The sequence below is a fragment of the Halorussus halophilus genome (assembly GCF_008831545.1).
GTDB classification, from domain to species: Archaea; Halobacteriota; Halobacteria; order Halobacteriales; family Haladaptataceae; genus Halorussus; species Halorussus halophilus.
Genome location: NZ_CP044523.1, coordinates 213,053 through 235,547, shown reverse-complemented (window position 1 = coordinate 235,547; position 22,495 = coordinate 213,053). Strand labels below are relative to the sequence as shown.

The window sequence follows — 22,495 nt, the reverse complement described above, 5'->3', positions numbered from 1 at the left end:
ACAACTCCTTTGAACGAATTCGTCCAACAGCTAGAGGATGGAAGACGTACCCGGTGTAGTTTCTGAGACGACCGCCGTCCGCGTCTCGGACGGTGCTTCCGGCGTCGTTTTCGACGCCGCCCTCGAAGCGGCGTCCTCGGTACCCGTCGTCACCGTCGGGTCGCCCGGAATCTCCGCGCTCGAACCGCTGGTGCTGGCGACCCACGACGGCCACACGGCGTTCTACGCTGACTGCACGCCCGAGCAAGCGAGGGGTGTTGTCGAAGCACTCGAAGACGGTGAGCTACCGGAGGGAGAAGACAGGGGCGTCGAGCACGACTCCGAGACGAAGACGCTCCCAGTTCCGGCAGACGGCCCGCTCGCGGTCGGCGAGCGGCACGTCCTCGAACGCGTCGGGTGGGTGGACCCCACGAGCGTGGCCGACTACGAATCGTTCGCATTCGAGAGAGCGACAGGTGACGCAGAAGCAGAAATTTCGAACCTCGGCCTGCTCGGCAGAGGCCGCGGCGACGGCGCGACAGACGTGCCAGTCGCCGAGGCGTGGCAGACCGCACGTGAATCAGAGGGCGACCCAGTGGTCGTCGTCAACGCCAACGAAGCCGACGAGCGCAATCAGACCGACGAAATTCTACTCGAAGGCGCGCCCGCCGACGTTCTCGACGGTGCGCTCGCAGTCGCGGAGTTCGTCGGCGCGGACGACGTGGTCGTCTACTGCAACGAGGAGGACGTACTCGCTCAGCGACGACTACAGGAGACGATTCAATCGCTCGGAGAGATGGCCGACCACGAACTACCCACGCTCCCGCAGGTCGTCACCGGGCCGGACCGCTATATCGCCGGCGAACCCACGATGGCACTCGAATCACTGGAAGGAGCCGACCGACTGGAAGCGCGGCTTCGACCGCCGTCGCCCGCGAAGCACGGACTCTACGGGCGGCCCACGGTCGTCCACACGCCGCGGACGTTGGCCCAGGTTCGACAGGCGATTCGCTCGCCCGAGCGATTCGATGCTGCGGATTCGGACCCCGGAACGCGACTGGTGACGATTGGGGGCGATGTGGAGGACCGGGCGACTGTCGAGTTGCCGACCGGCGGGTCGCTCGCCGACGCACGCGAGGCAGTCGAATTCGCGGGGTCAGGCGCAGTGAAGATGGCCGTCGTCGGCGGGCAGTTCGGCGGCCTGACTCGCTCGTTGGACCTCGCGCCGAGTGCTCCCGCGCTCGCTGGGGCAGACTTGGGCACCGACGGCGTCGTGGAACTGTTCGGCGAGTCGCAGTGCGCGGTGGCCACTGCTGGTTCGCGTGCCGCCTTCGCCAAATCGGAGAACTGCGGGCGCTGTGTCCCCTGCCGCGAGGGGTCAAAGCAGTTGACCGACTTGCTCCGGGACGTCTACGACGGCGAGTACAAATCCGGAAAGCTCGCCGAGTTGACCCGCGTGATGGAGACGAGTAGCACCTGTTCGTTCGGCCGGGACGCCGCCCGCACCGTAGCAACGGCAATGGACGAGTTCGAGACAGAATTCGAAGCACACGCCGAGGGACGCTGTCCGAGCGGCGCGTGCAGGAGTGAGAAACCATGAGTACAGACAACTCTACCGAACCCCCAACGCGACTGCCGGGCGTCCCCGACGTGGAGGACCCACGGCCGAGGACGCCGCTGACCGAAGATTTCAACACTGGGACCGCCAACGACCCAGCAGTCGGCACCGACGGCGAGGAGTTGACCCACCTCACGGTGGACGGCCAGTCGATTGCCGTGCCGCCCGGTTCGACCATCATCGACGCAATCGAAGCCGCCGAAACAGAAGCCGACGTGCCCGCGCTCTGTTACTACGACAGACCGAGCGACGAGGCAGAGGACATCGGCCCGCGCTCGGAGTGTCGCACCTGCATGGTCGAGACGGACGAACACGGGCAGGTTCCGGCCTGTAGTTTCCCCGCAGAAGACGGTCTGTCGGTTCGAACTGACGACGAGGACGCCGCAGAGGCCCGCGACGTAAATCTCGATTTGGTGCTGTCGAACCACAACCTGCGATGCACGACCTGCGGGCAGAACGGGCGCTGTGAACTACAGGACACTTCGATAGAGCATGGTGTCGAAGAACCCAGATACGGCGTCTTCGAGGACCGCGAGGCGTACGAACCGATAGACGACACCTCCGCGGTCATCCAAATCGACCGCAACAAGTGCATCCTCTGCAACCGGTGTGTGGACGCCTGCAACGACGTGCAGGTCGAAGGCGTCCTGCGAATAGAGGGGCACGGCGAAGACACCCAAATCGGCTTCCAGAACGACGCCGACACGTTCGACGATTCGACCTGCGTCTCCTGTGGCCACTGCGCGACGGTCTGCCCGACTGGCTCGCTAGTCGAGAAGGGTCTGGAAGACTCGGCGACGATTCCGATTCCGGGATTCACCCAGAAGAACTCGATTGGCAAAGTGAGAGAGAGCGACCACGCCGAGACGACGGACGACGCGACCGCGCCGAATCGGACCGTTCCGGGCGTTTCTGCCGACGACTCGGAGTCCGAGGGCGACGAAGCCCTCTCCGGCGTCGCACGATTCATGGCGAACGCGAAACAGCGAGCTAGTGCCGTCGCAGACGACGCGAGAACCGCGGCCGACAGCACCAAAGACGAACTGCTGAAACAGGCCGAACACGCCTCCGAGGAAGTCGCCTCCGAGTCGCTGAACATCGGCCAGATGTTCGACGTGGCGGGCGTCGTCAGCGACGCCCGCCTCTCGGAGGTGAACGTTGCCGAGACGACTTGCCAGTACTGCGCGGTCGGCTGTCGATTCGACGTGTACGGCAAGGACGGTGAAGTGATGGGGGTCAGACCAGCCGACGCGGAAGCGACTCCGGCAAACGACTTCTCGACCTGCGTGAAAGGGAAGTTCGGCTACGAGTTCGTCAACAGCGACGACAGGCTAACGACCCCGCTCATCCGAGAGGACGAGCAGTTCCGCGAGGCGAGTTGGGACGAAGCGATCGACCTGATTCACGAGAAACTGAGCGAGATTCAGACCGAACACGGGAACGACTCGGTGGCAGTCACGTCTTCCTCGAAGTGTACCAACGAGGAGAACTTCCTGAACCAGAAGTTCGCTCGCCAAGTCTTGCAGACCCCGCACGTGGACAACTGCGCGCGCCTCTGTCACTCATCGACCGTCGCGGGCCTCCAGCAGACGGTCGGCTACGGCGCGATGACGAACCGCATCAACGAGGACATCGGCGAGACCGATTGCTATCTCATCACGGGGTCGAACACGACGGAGAGCCACCCGGTCCTCGCAACGCGAATCAAGCAGAACGTACGCGACGGCGCGGACCTCATAGTCTTCGACCCCCGGAAAGTCGGGGTTGCCGAACACGCAGACCAGTACGTCCAGACGAATCCCGGCGAAGACATCGCGTGGCTCAACGGGATGGTGCGCTACATCGTCGAGAACGATCTCCACGACGAGGAGTTCATCGAGGAGCGAACGAAGCACTTCGAGCAAGTGAAAGAGAAGGTCGAACCCTTCACTCCCGAGAAAGTCGAGGAACTGGCTGGAGTCGCGCCCGAAGACCTCAAACAGGCCGCCGAGACCATCGCCACCGCCGACACCTGCATCTTCGGGTGGGCGATGGGCATGACTCAGCACGCCCACGGGACGCGGAACGTCATCGCCATCACGAACCTCGCGCTCGTCACTGGCAACCTCGGGAAGCCCAGAGCAGGCCTCTCGCCCTTCAGGGGCCAGAACAACGTGCAAGGCGGTGGCGGCGACATGGGTCCCGCACCGCACAACCTGCCCGGCTATCAGGACCCCACGGACGACGAGATTCTGGACAAGTTTGAGGACGAGTGGGGCGTCAGACCACCGGACGAAATCGGCCTCCGACTTCCCGAGCAGTACGAAGCGATGGACGACGGCGACATTCGCGGGATGTTCATCATGGGCGAGAATCCCGTCCTCTCCGAACCGGACATCCGCGGCGCGGAGCAGTCGATTCAGGAACTCGACTTCCTCGCCGTCCAAGACATCTTCCTCACCGAAACCGCCGAATTCGCCGATGTGGTGCTTCCGGCCGCCAGCGCCGCGGAAAAACGCGGCACCTTCACCAACACCGAGCGGCGCGTCCAGATGGTCCGACCCGCAGTCGAACCACCCGGAGACGCCCGCGACGACGCGAGCATCCTCGCGGACCTCGCCAGCCGCTGGGGCGTAGACTGGGAGTACGACGGCGCGGAGGACGTGATGGACGAAATCAGCCGACTCGTGCCACTCTACAGTGGCATCAGCTACGACCGTCTCGAAGCGAATCCCGAAGGAATCCAGTGGCCCTGCGAGGATGAATCGGACCCCGGCACGCCGTACCTCTACGAAGACGAATTCAACTTCGAGGACGGCAAGGCGCGGTTCGTCCCGGCCGACTACGCCGGGCCGGTCGAGATGCCCGACGAGGAGTATCCACTGATGCTGACCTCGGGGCGCGTCCTCTATCACTGGCACACGGGGACGATGACTCGCCGAATCCGGGCGCTGATGGACCACGTGCCCGAGAGTTTCGTGACGATTCACCCGAAGATGGCCGAGGACCTCGGCATCGAAGACGGTGAGTACGTCCGCGTCTCCTCGCGGCGCGGCGATATCGTGGTCAAGGCCAGCGTCGAAGAGATGTCGGACCCCGGCGTCGTCTTCATCCCGATGCACTTCATGCACGGCGCGGTCAACGAACTCACCCAGCACGAACTCGACCCGACGAGTCGGATTCCGGAGTACAAGGTGACGAGCGTGAAAATCGAACCGCTGGGTCCGGACCCCGACGAAGAACCACTGCCGGTCGAACCGCCGACGGAAGACACCGACGGCCACCCCGGCCCCGCGCCGATGGACACCTAGTCGCGCTCGTCTGGCCTCCCAATCAGTCGCTCTCCTCGTCCTCGGCGTAGAACAGCACGCGCTGGCACTCCGGGCAGACGTACGGAATAGGGGTCAGTTTCTCTTTCGCCCCGAGTGTACCGCGGAGTCCACCCTTGGACTCGTCGGTGACGAGTTTGACCTCGTCTTGGTACGCTTGCGTCTGGAGTTTGGTCGCGTCCATCTCGACGCCGCAGTCGGGGCATCGCCGTTGAGTTGGCATACTGGCGGGTACTCAGTGTGCCGATAAATCTCCGTTGGTGATACGGGGTTCCCGAATCGAGAATCTGCGGTGGATACAGTACGGACAGTGTATTCTGGACGGGAACGCTACGCCGACACCGCTGGGAGAGGCACAATTTTATAACATTCAGTGATTGAGGTATATCAATGAAAAATAACCGACTCGTTCCGGCAGTGATGGCTGTCGTTGGCTTCGGAGCCATCGTAGTCGGAATACAGCAGGGATTAGTACACGTTGCGCCGGGGTACGAGGGGACTATCGTGACCGGTTGGGACGGAGCACTCAATCACGAAGAAGTATTGCTCGTACTGCTCGGGGGCGTCGGCATCGGTGGCACGGTTGCCGCACGGAAGTGGAAGCGCTTGGCAAGTATTCCGGTCGCGATGGGTGGTATCGTTCTTTTCTACGTGTTCCGAGCGGTACTCGCACAATTCCAGTCACCACACTCGCTCTATCGAGAGCATTCGCTTCGGCCGCCGGGTTCCGAAGAGTACACTGTCATGGTCGTCCTCGGTGCCGAGCCATTCCTTCTCGCGGTTGGCGGCCTCCTGCTCGTGGGTGCCGGCGTCGCACGGTCGAAAGTAGAACCGCTGTCGGGGACAACGACGAGTTGACGAAGGCTGTCACGCACCGAGACACCCGTATTCAGCGCGCTATTCTTGGCACGGTCTGCGGATTTCAACAGAACCTCTCAAGAAGAAGAAGGCCCCAGAACCCCCACCGCCGGAAGCCCCAATCGCTCTCGCAACGTCCGCGTCGGCCGCCCTTGCTCGTTCCACCCTCGAAGTTCGTAGTACGAATCCAACGACTCCTCGAATTCGGACGAATCGAGTGCTTCCCCCTCCTTTGGGCCCCCTTCCAGTGGCTCCGTAAGTTTCTCCGGCAGTTCGTCGTCCGACCTGTCGAAGCCCTCGCGGACGTTGAACAGGCGCGTCAGCGTCCAGACGCGCTCGCCGACTTCCCGCAGTTCTTCAGGCGAGTACTCTAAGCCAACCGCCGAGAGCCACTCTGCGCCGAAGTCTTCGAACACTTCGCCAACGAAGTCGTCCGCGACGAGACACCAGAGCAGCGAACGCAGGTCCTGCTCGGCCGCGACGGCCGCCGCCCGTCGCTCGTCGCTCCACGACTCGGTGGCGAACACTTCCTCCACGACCGGCCGGGCGCGCCGGTGACACGCTCCTCTGTCGCTGGTTGCGTAGGCCAGCGCCATCGTCGGCGCGCCTCGCGGGTCGTAGGTCGGCAGTTCCATCGCCTTCACCGTGGGCACCAACTCGCTACCGCCGTACTGCTCGGCGGCCGCGTCCACTCCGTCTGCGAGCGCGTCGCCAAGTTCGGTCTCTCGTCGTGCGGTTTCGCCGAGCAATTTGTGGGTCTCCGACTCGTCGCCGAAGTCGAGGTCGCGCGAAATTCGGCCCTCCTCGCTGGCTCGAATCGCCCACGCGACGGCGTTTCCGGCGCTGATTACGTCGAGGCCGAGACGGTCGCAGGCCGCGCCGAGCGCGGCCACGGCGTCGAAGTCCTCGATGCCGAGTCCCGACCCGAGCGAGATAGCGGTGGCACCTCTGGGGACCGACGTTTCGGACTCGCTCTCGACTCGAAAGCCGCCGGGAATCGCCTCGTCGTCGCGTTCGCGGGCGACTGCCGCCGCGCGAACCGCTTCGATTCCGACCTCGTTCGCGCCGTCGAACGACCCCGACTGCCAGCCTTCCGTGGGGAGAACTCCGACCTCGTCTGCGAACTCGACGGTCTCGACCGTCTCACTCGCGCCCTGCCAGCGGCCGGTATCGGTGTCGGCGAACGTTCGCTCGTAGGACTCACGGAGGTCGGCGAGCCCGTCCGGCGACTCGCCGTGGGCGACGACCGCCTTCAGATTCTTCGACCCCATCACGGCCCCTGCGCCGCCGCGGCCTGCCTGATGCTCGCCGCCGTCCGAGGCGATAGTCGCGTAGCGAACTTCACGCTCGCCTGCGGGACCGATGCAGGCGACTGGTTGGTCGTAGTGTTGTTCGACTTCGATTGCGTCTCTTCCCCAGCAGTCGTCTGCCGGGCGAATTTCGGCATCGCCGTCTTGGACGTGCAGGGCAACTGGTGCGCTCGCTTTTCCCTCGACCAAGAGCACGAGGTGGTCGCCCAGCGCGCCAGCGAGCGCGCCGGGGAACGCTCCGCCCGCGTAGGAGTCGAGGAACGCCCCTGTCAGCGGCGACTTCGTGACCGCCGCGTAACGTTGCTCGCCGGGCGTCAGTCCGGAGAGCGGGCCGAGCGCGAACAGGAGGACGTTCTCGGACCTGAGGGGGTCGATGCCGGGCGCGAGTTCGTCGTAGAGGTAGCGCGCGCCGAGACCCTTCCCGCCGAGGTAGCGCCGCCGCCACGATTCTGGAACTGGTTCGCTCTCGACCGACCGGGTCGTCAGGTCCACGCGGAGCAGTCGGTCCGGTGGCGTGTACTGCATTCGATTCGTGCTACGGCGGCGAGTCGGGAAACGCTTCGGGCGCAGGCAAGACGACGGCTTTTCGTTCGGGAAGACGTAGTCGAAGTATGGTTGCCGGAGTCGTCCTCGCAGGCGGTCGCTCGACGCGATTCGGCGAATCGGACAAGGCCGTCGCGAACCTCGCAGGCACGCCAATGATTCGCCGAGTCGCCGACCGACTCGCGGGCGTCGTGAACGAACTCGTCGTCAACTGCCGTGCCGACCAGCGCGAGGCAATCGCCGACGCGCTGGCGGACTACGAGCGCCCGGTCCGATTCGCCATCGACCCCGAACCCGACGAAGGGCCGATGGCCGGGATTCGGACGGGACTCCGCGCAGTGGAGGCCGAGTACGCCGTCGTCGTCGCCTGCGACATGCCGTTTCTGGATTCGGAACTGGTCGAGTACCTGTTCGAGCGTGCGGCAGGGAGAGGGGCGGCAGTTCCCCGTCCCGGCGAGTGGTTCGAGACGACCCATGCCGTCTATCGCGCCGAACCGATGGCCGACGCCTGCGACGACGCGCTGGAACGTGGCGAGGGCAAGATTATCGAACCGCTGTTCGAACTCGACTACGCCGTCGTCGGCGAGGAAGACCTAGAGAATTTCGACGCCCAGAGCTTCGAGAACGTCAACACGCGCGAAGAGTTCGAGGCCGCGGCGGCACAGTTCGAGTAAGTTCAGTCCAAATCCTCGACGCCGAATTCGACGGTTTTGGGGTCGCCGTCGGAGCGGAATTGAGTAGTCTTCATCCGCCCGTCTACGAATTTCGGGAGTTGCTCGGTCCACTCCTCATAGTGTTCGGTCTCGACGTGTGCTTCCAGTGCCGCCACGTCTTCGTACTGCTCGAAGAACCGGACGACGTTCGGGTTCTCGATGTCGGTCGTCGCTCGATAGTCGAGTGTGCCGTCTTCTGCTCGTGATTGCTCCGCTAACTCCGCAATTTCGTCGAGTGCTTCGGCGCGCCGGTCCGGGTCGATTGGAATGCTCGTCTGGACGACTATCACGACCGACACGTCGAAGTGACCGGGAAAAGCTCTTTGGCGAACGACAGTTCACTCGACTGTTCGACAGGAATCCCAACTCACTTCACGACGGCGACGACCGGATCGTCCGCAACCATCTGTGTCAGAACGACTCGGGGCACGTCGAACTCGCGGTCCGCGGTCTGGGCGAGAACGCGACGTGCGATTTTTTTGGCGGTGGTCGCTAAACCATCGTCGTCTACCATGTTCACGACGGGGACTGCCGTCGCTCCTTCGGGCACTCCTTTCAGGCCGCCCTCGTCGCTGGCGAGGACGGTGGCGACGGCCTCACAGTCGAGTTCGTGGCCGACTTCGCAGTCCGTGAGTGCCGCCACGCGCTCCGGTCGGTGGACGAACTCCTCGGTGAGCGGTTTGCCGACCACCTTCGCGCTGGCGATGGGAAGAACGGTATCGACAGTCGCTGGAAGTTGGGGTTCGCGCTCGTTCGGGGCCTTCAGCCAACGAGTGCGCGCACCGTCGGCTTTCACGAGCGTGGGGCCGTCGTGGGCGTCTGCGAGTTCGGCGACTGTCTGGGGGTCGTAGCCGCGGTAGCGGTCCTCGCGCTCCTGTTCGGGGACGAGGCCGAGTGGCCACGACGAAGCGGTTTGGATGTACGAGCGTGGTTTCTCGGTCACTTCGACGCTGGTGACCTGCTCGTCGAAAATGGGGATGCGAACGGTCGCGGTGACGATAGCTCGGTCGAGTCTGTCGGCCAGTGCGTACAGCGTCGTCTTCTTCCCACCTGCGCCGACGACGCAGACGAGGCCGCGGGCTTCGAGGGCGTCGGAAAGATTCACGGTCGGAAATTGGTCTGGCGGCTACTTCGTCTTGTCCCACTCGTCGGTCAGTCCGCGAACGGGGCTTCGATTTGCCGGGACTGGTCTCGCTCGTACAGTTTCGCCATCTCGTTCACGAACAGCAGTTTCAGCGCCATCGTCGCCGCAGTGGCGAGGAACGTCGCCCGCGGGTGTTGGCGGTACGCCGAGTAGAGCGCGTACAGGAAGACGGGCACGTTGAGAACGTTCAGCCAGTTCGCTCGACCTGCGTCCGTACCCTGCAACCACAGTTGCTCACCGCAAACGCCCTTCGTCATCCAGCCTTCGAGTCCGTCGTCTTCCTCGCTCTCGTCTGCGGGAAACAGAATCGGATTGACGGCGACGAACAGCACCGTGCCAGCGAGCAGTTTCCAGTTGCGCCGATAGAGCGCGTACAGCAGGAGTGGTCCGGTCGGCACCCGCGACCATCCGCTAGCGGGATTCGCGTGGCGACCCCAGAAGAACTCCGAGTCGGCGAAGCGTCGTTTCAGGCGCGAAGACATAGAGCGAGATACGTGCGACGGAGACATATGGTTAGGGTCGCCAGACAACAGGCGCGCCACCTGCGGGAGGGTGTGTGTAGAACGTGAAGATTCAAAAGCCAGACCGCCGATAGCAGTAGCATGCAAATTTCCTCCCGACAGCACCTCGCCGTCGTCGCGGCGGTGCTGTGCTGTCTCTCGGTGGTGACGCCAGCGGTGGCGGCCCCGAGTGGACAGGCCGAAACGAGGTCGATGAGCACGACGAGCGTCCCGGACAAACTCTGTGCGGGTAACATCTCCGAACCCGCAGACGGAATGACAGTCGTCAGCGTGCAGGGGTACAAGTGGGGCAACAGGGGTGGCAAGAAGCCCGCGAAACTCGTCGGCGTCGGTCCGAACGGCGAGGTGAAGTGGGTCCACCAGAGTGCCGCGAAGTACGACGTCGTCTGGGGCTACGACGTGGACCCGATGGAGAACGGGAACGTCTTCGTCACCGCGACGGTGAAGGGCCACAAGACTATCGCCTACGAACTCAACCCTCGCACGCAGGAGCGCGTCTGGGTGGAGACGTTCGACCTCGCCGACACCCACGACATCGACCTCATCAACAACGGGACCGAACTGCTGGTCGCCAACATGCGCAACTACCACGAGAGCAACCAGACGAACGGCGACAGAATCTTCGTCTACAACCGCGAGACGGACGACATCGAGTGGCAGTGGCACTTCGACGACCACTACGACCGCCAGAACATGGAGGAGAACTACACCGACGACTGGACCCACGTCAACGACGTTGACAAAGTCGGTGAGGGCAAGTACCTCCTCTCGCCGCGCAACTTCGACCAAGCCATCGTCGTTGACCGCGAGTCGGGCGACATCGTCATGAAGGTGGGCGAAGACGGCCAGAAAGACATCCTGAACGAACAGCACAACCCCGACTATCTAGAGAGCGAGAACAGCACGCCGACGATTCTCGTCGCCGACAGCGACAACGGTCGCATCGTCGAGTACACGAACCCCGACGGGGACCTGACGAACGGACAGGGCTGGAACCGCGCGTGGACACTGGAGGGCGACCTCGCGTGGCCGCGTGACGCCGACCGCCTCCAGAACGGCAACACGCTCGTCACCGACTCGCGGCACAGTCGCGTGGTCGAGGTGACGCCAGAAGGTGACATCGTCTGGGAGTTCTACGCGCCGTGGCTGGTCTACGACGCCGCACGAGTCACGAACGCCGACGAGAGCGAGGGACCGACGATGAGCGACGTCAACGCGACCGGTACCTACGAAGTCGCAACCGCCGACAAGCACGATAACAAGTCCGCGATGTGGGACTGCAACGAGCGACTCCAGAGCATCGACGGCTGGGCCGACGGCCAACAACCGACCCAGACCGCGGGTACCTCCGAAGGTGCGATGGACGGCGACACCGACAGCGGAAACGACGACGGAAGCGGCACGGGTAGCGACGGTAGTGGTTCGACCGGGTCGTCGTCTACGATTCCCGGTTTCGGCGTCTCGGCGGCAATCGCGGCCCTCGCCGCGCTGTTCGCGATGGGAGTGGGGTTGACTCGTCAGAAGCAGTGAGTCGATAACTCACTGGCTCTGTCGTAGCTTCTCGAACATAATTCGAAGAGGCGTTCGAGAGGATACTTCGGAAAGTTGTATGATGTATGGTAACATATAACGTTCATATGGAGCGGGGGACGGAGTGGGAGCGGTCGGCGGTCCGTGAACGCTGGGCCGCTATGGAGCGCAAGCAAGCGTTAGCGACTCGACTTCTCGGTGGCCTCTGTCTCGTCGGTGCTGGCGTAGTCCTGCTCCTGCTCGGTGTGGCCAGAGAGGTGTGCTTCGTCACGGCGAGAGGTGGGGTAATCGATTGTACACCGATGACCAGACCGTTCGTTTCGGGGTTGTTAGTCCTGCTCGGCGTCGTCGTACTGAGTTGGGGCTTCTGGAACTGCTGGCCCGTCTTTCGTGACTGACTACCCGATAGCTCCGACTCACAACCGGTACCGCTCGCCGTCCACGGCAAGCGGCTCTTCGAACGCTTCTTCGACGGGGTAGAAGTGCGCGACGTGAACGAGTCGAACTTCCTCGGCGTTCAACTCGTCGGCCAGCGCGAGCGCCCCCTCACGAGTCATGTGCTTGGTGCCGAAGGTTCGGGCCACGCCGTCTGGTCCGTGGTGGTCGCCGCCGAGGGGGTGATATTCGCAGAGCGACGCCGGGACGATTGCGTCCGCGAGCATTAGGTCTGCGTCCGACAGAGCGGCCCGCGAACGGTCGGAAATGTCGTAGCAGGTGTCGCCGGTCAACGCGAGTTTCGCGCCGGTGTCGGGGTCCGAAACGACGACGCCGTAGCAGAGTAGCGGCGGATGTTCGACCGGCACTAAGGTCACGTCGAGACCGCAGGCCCGAAACGTCTCGTGTGGCGCGTGGTCGTGGACAGTCACCCTGTCGAGGTAGTCGTACTTGCTCCGAATCGTGTCGGCGACGCTTTCGTCGGTCAAGGGGTCTACTTCGTCTGCGGCGTGAACTGGTAGGTCGTCCAGCAGTCGATAGACGTTGCCCAATCCGTCGAGGTGGTCGAAGTGGATGTGGGTGATGATGGCTTCGTCTGGCAGAGCTACGTCACGGTGGAGGAACTGGTGGCGGAAGTCGGGGCTGGCGTCGATGAGGAGACACTCGTCGGTGCGCTCGTTGCGGACGTGAACCGAGAATCGGGTTCGCTCGATGTCGCGTGCTTTGGCTTCATCGCAGGTGTCGCAGTCGCACCCCGGCGTCGGGGTTCCAGTGGTGTCGCCAGTCCCCAGTAGCGTGACCTCCATTTGTCGGAATGGTAGGGATGTGGGGTAGAAAGATTTCCGGACCGCCTTTTTTCTCGTCGGGTGGCGACGGCGCGCTTCGCGCCCTCGTCTCTTGCGGATTTGGCTCGGCCCAAACAACAGGCCGACCCAGCGCGCGCCGAGTTCGAAAATCAGCTTCGTAGAAACGTACTGAAGTGGACTCTGCGCGAAAACGCGACCGATTAGTGGTCGTGGCTGTGCCCGCCGTCAGCACTCGCACTACCGGAAATATCCCCGCCCGCCACGAGCGCGTCGTGGTCGCCCTCTATCATGTCCATGTCCTTCAGGTGGTCGCGCTCCTCGAAGTCCTTCACGGCGTCCAAGAAGTCTTGCTGGGTGAGTTCCGTCCGTTCCTCGGTGAGTGCGTCCAGCACGGCCTCTCGAAGCACCATCCGGAGGTCGCTCCCGGTCAGCCCCTCCGTCTCTCGGGCCAGTTCTTGGGGGTCGAAGTCCACGATTTCCATCGGCCGAGTCACGAGTTTGAGGATGTCCGCTCGCATCTGCTCGTCCGGCTTGGGGAAGTTGACGATTTCGTCGAAGCGCCGCCACGCCGCGGCGTCGAGTTGGTCGGGGTGGTTGGTCGCGCCGATGAGCAACACGTCGTCCTGAATCAGACTGATGTCGTCGATGGATTTGAGCAGGGTGTTCACTGCACGCTTGATGGCGGCGTGTTCGTCGCTGGCGCGGGTCTTCGCCACGAAGTCGAACTCGTCCATGAAGAGGATGCACGGCGAGAGTCGCTTCGCTACCTCGAAGACCTTCTCGACGTTCTTGGCAGTCTCGCCGAGATACTGGCTAGTAATCATCGACAGTTTGACCTCCACGAACGGGAGGTCGAGGTCGTAGGCCAGCGCACGTGCTGTCGAAGTCTTCCCGGTACCCGGTGGCCCCACAAAGAGGAGCTTTCCAATCTCCCGAAGCCCGATGTGCGCCAGATACTCGCGGTGTTCGATGGCCTTGACGATTTTGTGAATCTCGGCCTCTTGGTCGTGGGTGAGGACGAGGTCGTCCAGCGTGGTCTCTATCTCCTCGGGCGCGCGGATGTCCACGAGGTCCAGCATCTCCTCTTCTTCCTCGTCGGCGAAGTACTCCGCGAGCAGGCCGTCTATCCAGGCGCGGTCGGCCTGAATCGGGCGGTTGGCGTTCCGCGCAGCCTCGTAGTCCGCGCCCTCGACTTCCTCTTCGAAGGCGTCCGCCAGAACCGGATTGTGGATGATGCGGTCCTCCGCGCGACTCAAGAACCACTCTTCGGCCATGTCCGGTTGCGCGAGTTCGAGCGACCCCGAGAACTCGTCGCGGTCGGTGAACATCAACTCCGAAATCGCGCTCCACGGGTTCTCGACGCCCGTCGCTCGCCGGGCGTTCTCGATGGTCGGCCGGACGGGGCGCTCGATGCCCGGTATCTCGTCTCTACCGGGGCGGTCGCTGTCGCTCTGGTCGGTCCTGTCGGGCCAGAACACCTGCCGATACCTGGGGAGAAGGTCGTTTTCGTCCAACTCACGGTTGTCGTTGTAGCGGCTCGCAGTGAGCAAAAACTCGACGACGTCTATGGCCGCGTCGCTCATTCTCAGGAGATTTGATTCCAGAAGGGCTTAAGCGCGTCGAAGGACCGATACCACGGGGCGTTGCGTTGCTACCGCGAAACGATACTCGGTCGTTGCACGCGTACTTCGGACGAGTCATACGCTCAGAGAGTCGCGTTAGTCGCGTACCCAGCGCGTGGGCGTGGGCGTCGGCACGCGTAGCTTACTCGCTCGACGTGGCGTCTTCGTTGATGTAGATGACCATCGTGCTGACCGTACAGCCACTGTCGTAGTTGTACCGCTGCACTTCGTGACGCTCGTACCCGTCCATGAACTGGTCGATGTCGCTGGCGCTGTCGTACTCCTTGTCACAGGTGCTCACGTTCCCGTACGCGATGACGACCGGTGGTTTCGTGTCGCGCAGAATCTGGGGGTCTTCGGCGCTATCGACCTGTGCCTCGTACGTTTCGAGGTACCACGCGAACGGGAGGCGGGCGAACCAGCCGTCACCAGCGTGAGGCTCCAAATGCGAATTTGGATCCGGGGCATACAGGTCGTCACTACCTCTTGTATCGTCCGGCCCCCTGCCGTAGTACATCACGTCGATACGACTCGACGGGTTGGACTCGATTACCGTCTGCATCTCACTAAGCAACGGCTTCATGTCGCTGGACGACTGGGCGTACTGGACGAACTCGTTGTCCGGGTCCTGGGGGTTCATGTAGGACGTGTTCACGGCCGTAGCCCCGACCTGTGCCGCGAGGACGAGTACCACGAGCGCGGCCGCAGTCGCCGAGAGCGCGTCTCCGTCGGCGATGCTGTCGAGACCTAAACGCACCACCAGTGCAAGTCCGACGGCGGCGGGAACCACCAGCGGCACGATTGCGTGAATCGGCTCCCACGGGAACGGATTGTCCACGATGACGGGGTAGCCGAGGATGCTGAACGCGCCCCAGAGGAACGTGAATTCGACCACATCGCGGGGGCTGTCGCCGGTGTACCGGTCCACGACGAAGCCGATAATCGCGAGTGCGAAGAGGAAAATCGCGCCCTCTTGGAACGCAGGCCAGAGCGCCTTCGCAGCCCCGAGGTACGATTCCTGATTGCCGCCGCCCCAGACGCCGGTGAATCGGTGCCACGACCCTATCGTCGCCTCTTCGACGAGCGCGGGAAACAGGGTCGGGTCGCTCATTGTCTGGCCGAGCGTCGGTTTCGGCACCTGACTCGCGTCACCGCGCGGCGCGTAGAAGAAGACGATGATGGCGAAAAACTCCACGACGGCGAGCGCGAAGTAGTGCGCCCAGTCGAAGAGACCGCGGGCGATTCCCGCGGCCGAGTCCCAGACTGCCGAGAAGACGCCCCGTTCGCCCGCTCGCTGGAAGAGCATCCGGCGGTCCCAGAGCAGGAAGGCGGCACCGGCCCAACAGACCGGATAGACGAGCGCGTTCTCCTTGGTCGTGAACGCCAGCGCGAAGATGGCAGTGCCGGCGAAGAGGTAGGCCGGTCGTCGGGTGTCGTACGCCCGGACGAAGAAGCCGAACGCCGCGAGCATGAACCCTGCGAGTAGCACGTCGTTGCGGTAGAACCGCGAGAAGTAGAGCAACAGCGGGTTCAGCGCGAGGAAGAGCGCCATCAAGATGGTCTCTGACTCTCGCAGTCGCTCACGGAACAGGAGCGCGGTCAGCGGAAACAGACCGCTGAGGACTGCGACGACGACTCGCATCGTGAAGTCCGTGGCTCCGAACCACTCGAATATCCAGCTGTTCACGGTCGTCAGAAACGGCCCGTGCGTGTACGGTCGGTACCAGTTGACGCCGGTCTCCATGAGTCGGTACGCCCAGTAGGCGACGCGCGCCTCGTCCTGATGGGCGACGCGCGCACCGAGCGCGAACAGCCGCAGGGCGAGAGCGAGGACCGTAATCGCACCCACGACAATCGCGGTGCGACTCGCGTAGCTGGTGACCGTCTCACGAATCCTCGCGCCAGACATGGAGGTTTCCGTTTGCGACGCCATCGATCAGATCGTCGTCTCCCCGAGATGCAGTCGTCGAGCGGTCGTGGAGGGTCTCATCTTACTCACAATTGCCGCGGGTTCGGACTAATACTTTCTGGACCTCGGCGTTGAGAGTCGTGTGTTTGCGCTCTCGGTGGGTGGTTAGGACTGGCTTCGTGTTTGGTACTGAGGACTGGCTTCACCTTCGAACGCGGCGCGCGCTGGCGTGACCTCGTGTCACGTCAATTCCGCGCGAGGGACGAGCAACGAGCGTGGAAAACACGACGAGGTCGTGTTTTCCAGAATCGAGTCGCGCAGTCGGCTGGGGAGGGTGTGGCTCGGCGGGTGCTGTGCGGTCGCTCCTCGGTTTCGGGAGTAGCTAGCTTCAACGTGTCGTCGCTACGTAGCAGCCAGCACAACCGAGGTTTTCTCTTCGAAAGCCCCCGGCCGGTCGCCACCGTCGGACAAACCGCGTCCGACGAGCTGTTGCGAATCGGAGATTCGCCACATCCCGAAAATCTCCGATTTTCGAGGACCTTGATCGCTTCGCTCACGAGCAGGTCGCCGAACCGACCACGATAAACGCGACCCGGCGGCCCCTTTCAGTCCACCCTGTGTATGGTTTACCAGCAATAGCCCGCCGGATAGTTCATCTGCTATCGCGCCGCCCAGACCCCTCAAGTATCAGAAAAACAGTTGACGATGTGCTAGCGGTTCTACCGCCATTTAAGACCGTCCGGCCCGGAAACCGAACCATGGCAGACGACACCACTCCAGTCATCGCGAAAGCCATCCGAACGCCGCAGGGCAAGCAGGACGGCGTCTTCGCCGACGTGCGGAGCGAGGACCTCTCGATTCCGCTCGTGGACACCATCTTAGAGGAGACCGGACTGACCGGCGAACACGTGGACGACCTCATGTGGGGCGTCGCCCAACAGCGCGACGAGCAGGACAACAACGTCGCGCGAATCATCGCGCTCCTGTCGGACCTCGGCGAGAGCGTTCCGGCGGCGTCCATCAATCGCTGGTGTGCGTCCTCGATGCAGGCACTCATCAGCGCGAGCGACGCCATCCGAGCGGGCCAACGCGACGTAATCATCGCGGGTGGCGTCGAGAACATGTCCCGCGTGCCGATGGGCGGCGGCTATCAGGGCCGGTCCATCCACCCACGGATGTCCGAGGAGTACAACCTCCCGGCGCTCCAGATGGGGATGACCGCCGAGGAGGTCGCCGACCGCTACGACGTGCCCCGCGAAGCACAGGACGAGTACGCCGCGCGGAGTCACCAGCGCGCCGCAGAGGCGACCGAGAAGGGCTACTTCGACGGCCAAATCGTCCCCATCGAGACCGAGGAGGGCGTCGTGGAGGAAGACGAAGGCATCCGACCCGACACCGACCCAGAGACGCTGGCCGGACTCCCCTCCGTCTTCGTCGGCGACGGCTCCGTCACGGCAGGTAACTCCAGCCAAATCGCGGACGGCGCGGCCGCCACGCTCGTCACGAGCAAGGCCTTCGCCGAGGACCACGGCCTCGAAATCATGGCGACCGTCGGCGACAACAACGTCGCTGGCGTGGACCCGAGCGTCATGGGTATCGGCCCCGTCCCGGCCACGCAGGGCCTGCTTGAACGCACTGGCGAGTCTATCGAGGACTTCGACCTCGTGGAACTGAACGAGGCGTTCGCCAGTCAGACGGTCTACTCGAAGAACGAACTCGGCGTGGACGACGACAAGTTCAACGTCAACGGCGGCGCAATCGCCTTCGGTCACCCGCTCGGTGCCTCCGGCGCGCGTCTGCCCGTGACGCTGATTCACGAGATGATTCGCCGCGACGTGAACAAGGGTCTCGCGACGCTCTGTGTTGGCTTCGGGCAGGGCGCGGCGATTACGTTCGAACGCTAAGGGTCGAGAACTTCTACCGCGAGCGAGGTGAGGCGCGCCGTGCGCGCCTCGCCAAGCGAGCGGGCCAAGGAACCTTCGGAGGAGCGCCTTTGGCGCAACAGAGAAGGTGACGACGTGTCTTCCTGAGCGGACGCGAAGGAAGGCTCGGAAGACGCTGTTTGTCTTCCGGTGCTTTTCATCAACGTTTTGCTAGCGAGGGACTCCGTCCCTCGGACCATTCGCGCGGCAACACCGCGCGAAGACAGCGAAGCAGCCAGAAGCCTTCGGCTTCTGGCAACTGAGCGCAGCAAAAGGTTGTCAGTCGTCCGCGCTCGCCGCGCCAGAACCACCCGCAACGCTCCCCTCCGGCACCGTCCCGTCGTCGTTCCAGCCCCGAACGTCGTAGTACTCCGAGAGCGCAGATTCGAACTCAGGCAGGTCGTACGGCAGGGTGTCGTCCTCGCGGTCGAAGCCCCGCTGGTTGTTGAAGTGGCGCTCTAACTCGACGACCTTCGCGCCCATTTCCTGCAACGCCTCGTAGTCGGCGTCGAGTAGTCCTTCCAATCGTTCCTCAGTCATGAAGCTCCGGGAGAACTTACAGACGACGCCGCTGTCCAGCACCGCGCTGTGGTTCTCTTTCTCCGCGACGAGCGGCGGTTTGCCCTCCAACCCCTCGGGGTCAAGCGCCTCCTCCTTCGGGACGAGTGGGTACTCCTTCGAGTAGAATTCGGCATACATGTGGTCCGCACCGCGGTTCGCGGTGGCGAACGCCAGACCCTGCCCGTTCAGGTGCCGACCGTCGTGGGCCGAGAATTCCAGTCCCTTCACGGTCCAGTTCTCGACGCCGAGTTCGTCGTGACAGCGCGCGACGCCTTCCGCGAGCAGGTCCCCCTCGTCTTCTCTGTACGCTATCTTCTCGACCAACTCGTGAATCAACTCGTCGTTGCCGAACTCGTCGTTGGCGGCGAGGTAGGCCGAGACCACGTCACCGCAGGAAATCGTGTCCATGCCGAGTTTGTCGCAGAGGTCGTTGGACTTCATCACCGACACCACGTCGTCCACGCCCGCGTTCGACCCGAACGCCATTACCGTCTCGTACTCCGGGCCTTCGGTTTCGAGGCCGGTCTCCTCGTCTCGGGTCGGGAGTTTGCAGGCGAACGCACACTGCGAGCAGGTCCCTTTCTGGTACTTCTTCTCGCTCACGGCGTCGCCGCCGATGTCGGCCGCGCCCTCGAATTCGAGTTCGGAGAAGTAGCGCGTCGGGAGCGCGCCGACCATGTTGGCGTACTCCGTGACGCTGGTCGTTCCGGCCTCCTTCATGGGGTTGTCCGTCGCAGTCGCGGCGTCCCGGTGGAGGTCGGTGCCGACCGACCCGAGGTCGAGTTCGACCGCTCTCTCGGAGTCGCCCTCGAAGGAGATGCACTTGACGCCCTTCGTGCCCAACACTGCGCCGAGTCCGCCGCGGCCGAACGCCCTGCTCTCGGTGGTCATGATGGACGCGAACCGGATTGCGTTCTCGCCTGCCGGGCCTGCGACGACGAGTTGGTCCTCGCCGAAACCGTGGCGTTCCTCCATAGCGTCGCCAGTCTCTGACACGGTGGCTTGTTCGAGTCCTGGGACTTCCTCGAACTCGACGCCCTCGTCAGTGACGTGAATCGCCAGCAACTCCTCGCTCTGGCCCGTCACCTCGACGGCGGCGTAGCCAGTCCCAGTGAAATTGCGCGAGAGGAACCCGCCCGCGTTCGAGGAGAGCAGTCCTCCTGTGAGGGGGGAGAGACCGGTGCAGTTCATCCGGCCGGTGAAACTGGTCTGAGAGTGCTGGAGCGGCCCGGTAGAGAAGAAGAGGCTGTTGTCGGCCCCGAGCGGGGCGGCATCGAAGGGAATGCGGTCGTGTGCCAACTTCGTGGCGACCCCGCGCCCCCCGATAAAGTCGGCGAGTACGTCGTCGATGTCTGTCGTGGACGCTTCGCGCTCGCCCACGTCGATTGTGAGTAGCGGACCTTCGGCGTGAATCATAGATGGTCGTTTGGAGGTTCAGAAGATAAAATTGTGTAGTTTGGGGTGGGATACCGCGAGGCGAAATTAAGGGCGGCGCGCGCTGGCGCGGTGCTGTGCGGTCTCTCGTTTGTATGGCCAGTAGTTAGCTTCACGACGCAGAAATCCGTGCAACAACTGCAGACCGAGCCACGAGACACCGAACGAAGTCACCCACATCACGAAACAACTCCGACTCTCACGAAATCACCGTCGTTATCAAACCAAACCCCCTCACTCAACCCAATGGACGAACGTATTCACCGGCATGCCGAGGTGCTGGTCGATTGGAGCGCCCGCATCAAGGCGGGCGACGACGTAGTACTGCGAGTAGACGACGGCGCGCACGACCTCGCGGTCGCAGTCGCCGAGAAGTTGGGCGAGCGCGGAGCCAACGTCCTCCCGACGTATCCCTCCAAGGAAGTCGAAGCGGCGTACATCCGAGGCCACGACGGCGACTTCGAAGCCGACCCCGAGTTCGAGTTGGCGATGCTCGAACGCGCCGACAGCGTCCTCTCGCTGCGCGGACAGTGCAACACCGCCGCGGAGGCCGCCGCACCGGGCGACAAGCGCGCGGCGTACAAGAAATCCCGCCAAGAGGCTCGGGCCGCGCGACTCGCGACCGACTGGGTATCGACCCTGCACCCCACGCGCGCCCACGCCCAGCAGGCCGGGATGGGCTACGAGCAGTACAAGGACTTCGTCTACGAGGCTATCCTGCGCGACTGGGAGGAACTCGCCGACGAGATGGCGAACATGAAAGACCTGCTGGACGAGGGAAGCGAAGTTCGACTCGTCAAGGAGGACACGGACCTCACGATGTCCATCGAGGGCCGCAGTGCGATCAACAGCGCGGCTTCGGTAGCCTACGGCAGCCACAACCTGCCGAGCGGAGAGGTGTTCACCGCGCCGGCGAACCCCGAGGGCGAGGTGTACTTCGACGTGCCGATGACTCACGACGGCGTGCGGATTCAGGGCGTTCACCTCACCTTCGAGGACGGCGAAGTCACCGACTGGTCGGCAGAGACGGGCGAGCAGGCGCTCGAAGACGTCCTCACGACCGACGAGGGCGCGCGACGACTCGGCGAGTTGGGCATCGGCATGAACCGCGGCATCGACCGCTTCACCGACAGCATCCTCTTCGACGAGAAGATGGGCGACACGGTTCACCTCGCGGTCGGCCGCGCGTACGGGTCCTGTCTGCCGGAAGGCGAGGAGGGCAACCAGTCGGCCGTCCACGTCGATATGATCACCGATATGAGCGAGAATTCGTGGATGGAAATCGACGGGGAGGTCGTCCAACGTGACGGCACGTTCCGGTGGGAGGACGGCTTCGAGGAGTAGTTCCGCGAGCGAACGAAGTGAGCGAGCGGTCTTTTTCATCGACGTTTTTCAAGGACGGTGACCGCAGTGAGTAAAGCGAGCGAGGAGTGGAACGACGAGCGGGACAGAAGATCGGTACAGAAGACGACTTAGAACGCCGAGCAGTCGAGTTCTGTCCGACCGGCGAGTTCAACTTTCTCGAACTCTGCGTAGCTAGCATGCTCGATTGGCGGGCAGTCGTAGCTGGCACTGCCGTCGATGCGACGGCGGCAATGCTCGGCGCGACCCTGCCGCTCCCGCCGTACGCTCGCTGGCCCGTGTTCTCGGTAGTCGCGTGTGCAGGCCTGCTCGGCGGCCACGTCGCGGCGCGCCTCGCTAGTGGCGGGTGGCGTCGGCGCGTGGGCCACGGACTGCTCGCTGGCGTCTTCGGTGGTGCGACGTTCGCGGTCGCGGTCTGGTGGTCGTTCCAGCCTGCCGCCCCGCGGGGCGCGCTCTGGCCGGTCAACTACGTCGTGGCGACCGTCGGCCTCCCGACGGAGTTCGCAGCACGCTACGACGCGGCTATCGGCGTCGCGGTCGCGTTGCTCGGGTGGGGACTGTTCGTCGCGGAGGGCGCACTGGCCGCCGGAGCGACCGCAGGGGCCAGCGTCGAATCGGACCCAGTCTACCGCGAGTGAGCGCAAGTTGCTCTCGGTGAGCAGAAAACACTTACCGGCAGATGGGGCAGTGCCACGTGATGTCCTCCAATCGGTCCCGCAGAGCGCTACTTCGTTGCTGTGGCGTCGGCGTCGGACTCGGAACCGCTGGCTGCCTCGGTGGTTCGTCGGACGACGACACAGGAGGCACCCAGACCACCACACGGCCGACGACTGACCAGACCAGCAACCAGACCTCGACCCTCGCACCTTCGGAAATGTCGGACGCCGAGGCCGAAGAGCGCGCACTCGAAGCCGAAAAAG

General features: G+C 63.6%; 18 protein-coding genes. 9 read left to right on the top strand and 9 right to left on the bottom strand.

The window, feature by feature from the left end; translation table 11 throughout:
• Positions 1-37: 37 nt before the first annotated feature.
• Positions 38-1,579: an NADH-ubiquinone oxidoreductase-F iron-sulfur binding region domain-containing protein gene (locus tag F7R90_RS01100; protein ID WP_158055445.1), complete on the top strand. Its 1,542-nt coding sequence runs from the start codon at positions 38-40 to the stop codon at positions 1,577-1,579.
• Positions 1,576-4,887 carry a formate dehydrogenase subunit alpha gene (gene fdhF, locus F7R90_RS01095; protein ID WP_158055444.1) on the top strand — a complete coding sequence of 1,104 codons (3,312 nt, stop codon included), beginning with the start codon at positions 1,576-1,578 and terminating at the stop codon, positions 4,885-4,887. The genes F7R90_RS01100 and fdhF overlap by 4 nt, the downstream gene beginning before the upstream one ends.
• 22 nt (positions 4,888-4,909) lie before the next feature.
• Here the strand turns inward: fdhF and F7R90_RS01090 are convergent, their stop codons facing one another.
• On the bottom strand, positions 4,910-5,128 hold the full coding sequence (locus F7R90_RS01090; RefSeq protein WP_158055443.1) for a hypothetical protein: 219 nt from the start codon (positions 5,126-5,128) through the stop codon (positions 4,910-4,912).
• Between the two features lie 167 nt (positions 5,129-5,295).
• Here F7R90_RS01090 and F7R90_RS01085 point away from each other — a divergent pair, with 167 nt between their 5' ends.
• Positions 5,296-5,763 carry a hypothetical protein gene (locus F7R90_RS01085; protein WP_158055442.1) on the top strand — a complete coding sequence of 156 codons (468 nt, stop codon included), beginning with the start codon at positions 5,296-5,298 and terminating at the stop codon, positions 5,761-5,763.
• A gap of 77 nt (positions 5,764-5,840) precedes the next feature.
• Here F7R90_RS01085 and F7R90_RS01080 read toward each other — a convergent pair whose 3' ends face one another.
• Positions 5,841-7,598 (bottom strand): aldehyde ferredoxin oxidoreductase family protein, encoded by a 1,758-nt coding sequence (locus F7R90_RS01080; RefSeq protein WP_158055441.1) that lies wholly within the window; start codon positions 7,596-7,598, stop codon positions 5,841-5,843.
• 86 nt (positions 7,599-7,684) lie between these two features.
• Between F7R90_RS01080 and mobA the strand changes: the two genes are divergently transcribed.
• Positions 7,685-8,290, top strand: coding sequence for a molybdenum cofactor guanylyltransferase (mobA, locus tag F7R90_RS01075; RefSeq protein ID WP_158055440.1), 606 nt, complete (start codon positions 7,685-7,687; stop codon positions 8,288-8,290).
• 2 nt (positions 8,291-8,292) lie between these two features.
• Here the strand turns inward: mobA and F7R90_RS01070 are convergent, their stop codons facing one another.
• The 3 genes from F7R90_RS01070 to F7R90_RS01060 form a co-directional block, all read right to left on the bottom strand.
• The gene (locus F7R90_RS01070; RefSeq protein ID WP_192498373.1) at positions 8,293-8,619 is read right to left on the bottom strand and encodes a putative quinol monooxygenase; all 327 of its coding nucleotides are present in this window, start codon (positions 8,617-8,619) and stop codon (positions 8,293-8,295) included.
• A gap of 77 nt (positions 8,620-8,696) precedes the next feature.
• Positions 8,697-9,434 carry a selenium cofactor biosynthesis protein YqeC gene (gene yqeC / locus F7R90_RS01065; protein ID WP_158055438.1) on the bottom strand — a complete coding sequence of 246 codons (738 nt, stop codon included), beginning with the start codon at positions 9,432-9,434 and terminating at the stop codon, positions 8,697-8,699.
• 47 nt (positions 9,435-9,481) lie between these two features.
• A complete protein-coding gene (locus F7R90_RS01060) occupies positions 9,482-9,955 on the bottom strand; it encodes a DUF6653 family protein (RefSeq protein WP_192498372.1) in 474 nt (157 codons plus the stop codon).
• A gap of 120 nt (positions 9,956-10,075) precedes the next feature.
• On the opposite strand from F7R90_RS01060, the gene F7R90_RS01055 reads away from it, so the two are divergent.
• Both F7R90_RS01055 and F7R90_RS01050 read left to right on the top strand, forming a co-directional pair.
• Positions 10,076-11,524 (top strand): arylsulfotransferase family protein, encoded by a 1,449-nt coding sequence (locus F7R90_RS01055; protein ID WP_158055437.1) that lies wholly within the window; start codon positions 10,076-10,078, stop codon positions 11,522-11,524.
• A gap of 107 nt (positions 11,525-11,631) precedes the next feature.
• Positions 11,632-11,922 carry a hypothetical protein gene (locus tag F7R90_RS01050; protein WP_158055436.1) on the top strand — a complete coding sequence of 97 codons (291 nt, stop codon included), beginning with the start codon at positions 11,632-11,634 and terminating at the stop codon, positions 11,920-11,922.
• An 18-nt stretch (positions 11,923-11,940) separates the two neighbouring features.
• Here F7R90_RS01050 and F7R90_RS01045 read toward each other — a convergent pair whose 3' ends face one another.
• The 3 genes from F7R90_RS01045 to F7R90_RS01035 form a co-directional block, all read right to left on the bottom strand.
• Positions 11,941-12,765, bottom strand: coding sequence for an MBL fold metallo-hydrolase (locus F7R90_RS01045; RefSeq protein WP_158055435.1), 825 nt, complete (start codon positions 12,763-12,765; stop codon positions 11,941-11,943).
• 200 nt (positions 12,766-12,965) lie between these two features.
• Positions 12,966-14,348, bottom strand: a complete 1,383-nt coding sequence (locus F7R90_RS01040) for an ATP-binding protein (RefSeq protein ID WP_158055434.1) — start codon at positions 14,346-14,348, stop codon at positions 12,966-12,968.
• A 181-nt stretch (positions 14,349-14,529) separates the two neighbouring features.
• Complete coding sequence (locus F7R90_RS01035; RefSeq protein ID WP_158055433.1) at positions 14,530-16,320, bottom strand: flippase activity-associated protein Agl23; 1,791 nt, start codon at positions 16,318-16,320, stop codon at positions 14,530-14,532.
• Between the two features lie 734 nt (positions 16,321-17,054).
• Here F7R90_RS01035 and F7R90_RS01030 point away from each other — a divergent pair.
• Entirely contained in the window at positions 17,055-18,200 is a 1,146-nt protein-coding gene (locus F7R90_RS01030) for a thiolase family protein (protein ID WP_158055432.1), read from the top strand.
• A gap of 297 nt (positions 18,201-18,497) precedes the next feature.
• Here the strand turns inward: F7R90_RS01030 and F7R90_RS01025 are convergent, their stop codons facing one another.
• On the bottom strand, positions 18,498-20,195 hold the full coding sequence (locus F7R90_RS01025) for an aldehyde ferredoxin oxidoreductase C-terminal domain-containing protein (RefSeq protein WP_158055431.1): 1,698 nt from the start codon (positions 20,193-20,195) through the stop codon (positions 18,498-18,500).
• 264 nt (positions 20,196-20,459) lie between these two features.
• Between F7R90_RS01025 and F7R90_RS01020 the strand changes: the two genes are divergently transcribed.
• Together F7R90_RS01020 and F7R90_RS01015 are read left to right on the top strand one after the other, a co-directional pair.
• Entirely contained in the window at positions 20,460-21,557 is a 1,098-nt protein-coding gene (locus F7R90_RS01020) for an aminopeptidase (protein ID WP_158055430.1), read from the top strand.
• Positions 21,558-21,643: 86 nt separating this feature from the next.
• Positions 21,644-22,213: a hypothetical protein gene (locus F7R90_RS01015; protein ID WP_158055429.1), complete on the top strand. Its 570-nt coding sequence runs from the start codon at positions 21,644-21,646 to the stop codon at positions 22,211-22,213.
• Positions 22,214-22,495 lie beyond the last annotated feature (282 nt).

Bases quoted from the DNA above. Each gene is read 5' to 3' on its own strand.
- F7R90_RS01090 (WP_158055443.1), bottom strand. From the start codon at position 5,128: ATGCCAACTCAACGGCGATGCCCCGACTGCGGCGTCGAGATGGACGCG.
- F7R90_RS01055 (WP_158055437.1), top strand. From the start codon at position 10,076: ATGCAAATTTCCTCCCGACAGCACCTCGCCGTCGTCGCGGCGGTGCTG.
- F7R90_RS01035 (WP_158055433.1), bottom strand. From the start codon at position 16,320: ATGGCGTCGCAAACGGAAACCTCCATGTCTGGCGCGAGGATTCGTGAG.
- F7R90_RS01050 (WP_158055436.1), top strand. From the start codon at position 11,632: ATGGAGCGGGGGACGGAGTGGGAGCGGTCGGCGGTCCGTGAACGCTGG.
- fdhF (WP_158055444.1), top strand. From the start codon at position 1,576: ATGAGTACAGACAACTCTACCGAACCCCCAACGCGACTGCCGGGCGTC.
- F7R90_RS01025 (WP_158055431.1), bottom strand. From the start codon at position 20,195: ATGATTCACGCCGAAGGTCCGCTACTCACAATCGACGTGGGCGAGCGC.
- mobA (WP_158055440.1), top strand. From the start codon at position 7,685: ATGGTTGCCGGAGTCGTCCTCGCAGGCGGTCGCTCGACGCGATTCGGC.
- F7R90_RS01080 (WP_158055441.1), bottom strand. From the start codon at position 7,598: ATGCAGTACACGCCACCGGACCGACTGCTCCGCGTGGACCTGACGACC.
- F7R90_RS01030 (WP_158055432.1), top strand. From the start codon at position 17,055: ATGGCAGACGACACCACTCCAGTCATCGCGAAAGCCATCCGAACGCCG.
- F7R90_RS01020 (WP_158055430.1), top strand. From the start codon at position 20,460: ATGGACGAACGTATTCACCGGCATGCCGAGGTGCTGGTCGATTGGAGC.
- F7R90_RS01040 (WP_158055434.1), bottom strand. From the start codon at position 14,348: ATGAGCGACGCGGCCATAGACGTCGTCGAGTTTTTGCTCACTGCGAGC.
- F7R90_RS01085 (WP_158055442.1), top strand. From the start codon at position 5,296: ATGAAAAATAACCGACTCGTTCCGGCAGTGATGGCTGTCGTTGGCTTC.
- F7R90_RS01045 (WP_158055435.1), bottom strand. From the start codon at position 12,765: ATGGAGGTCACGCTACTGGGGACTGGCGACACCACTGGAACCCCGACG.
- F7R90_RS01100 (WP_158055445.1), top strand. From the start codon at position 38: ATGGAAGACGTACCCGGTGTAGTTTCTGAGACGACCGCCGTCCGCGTC.
- F7R90_RS01060 (WP_192498372.1), bottom strand. From the start codon at position 9,955: ATGTCTTCGCGCCTGAAACGACGCTTCGCCGACTCGGAGTTCTTCTGG.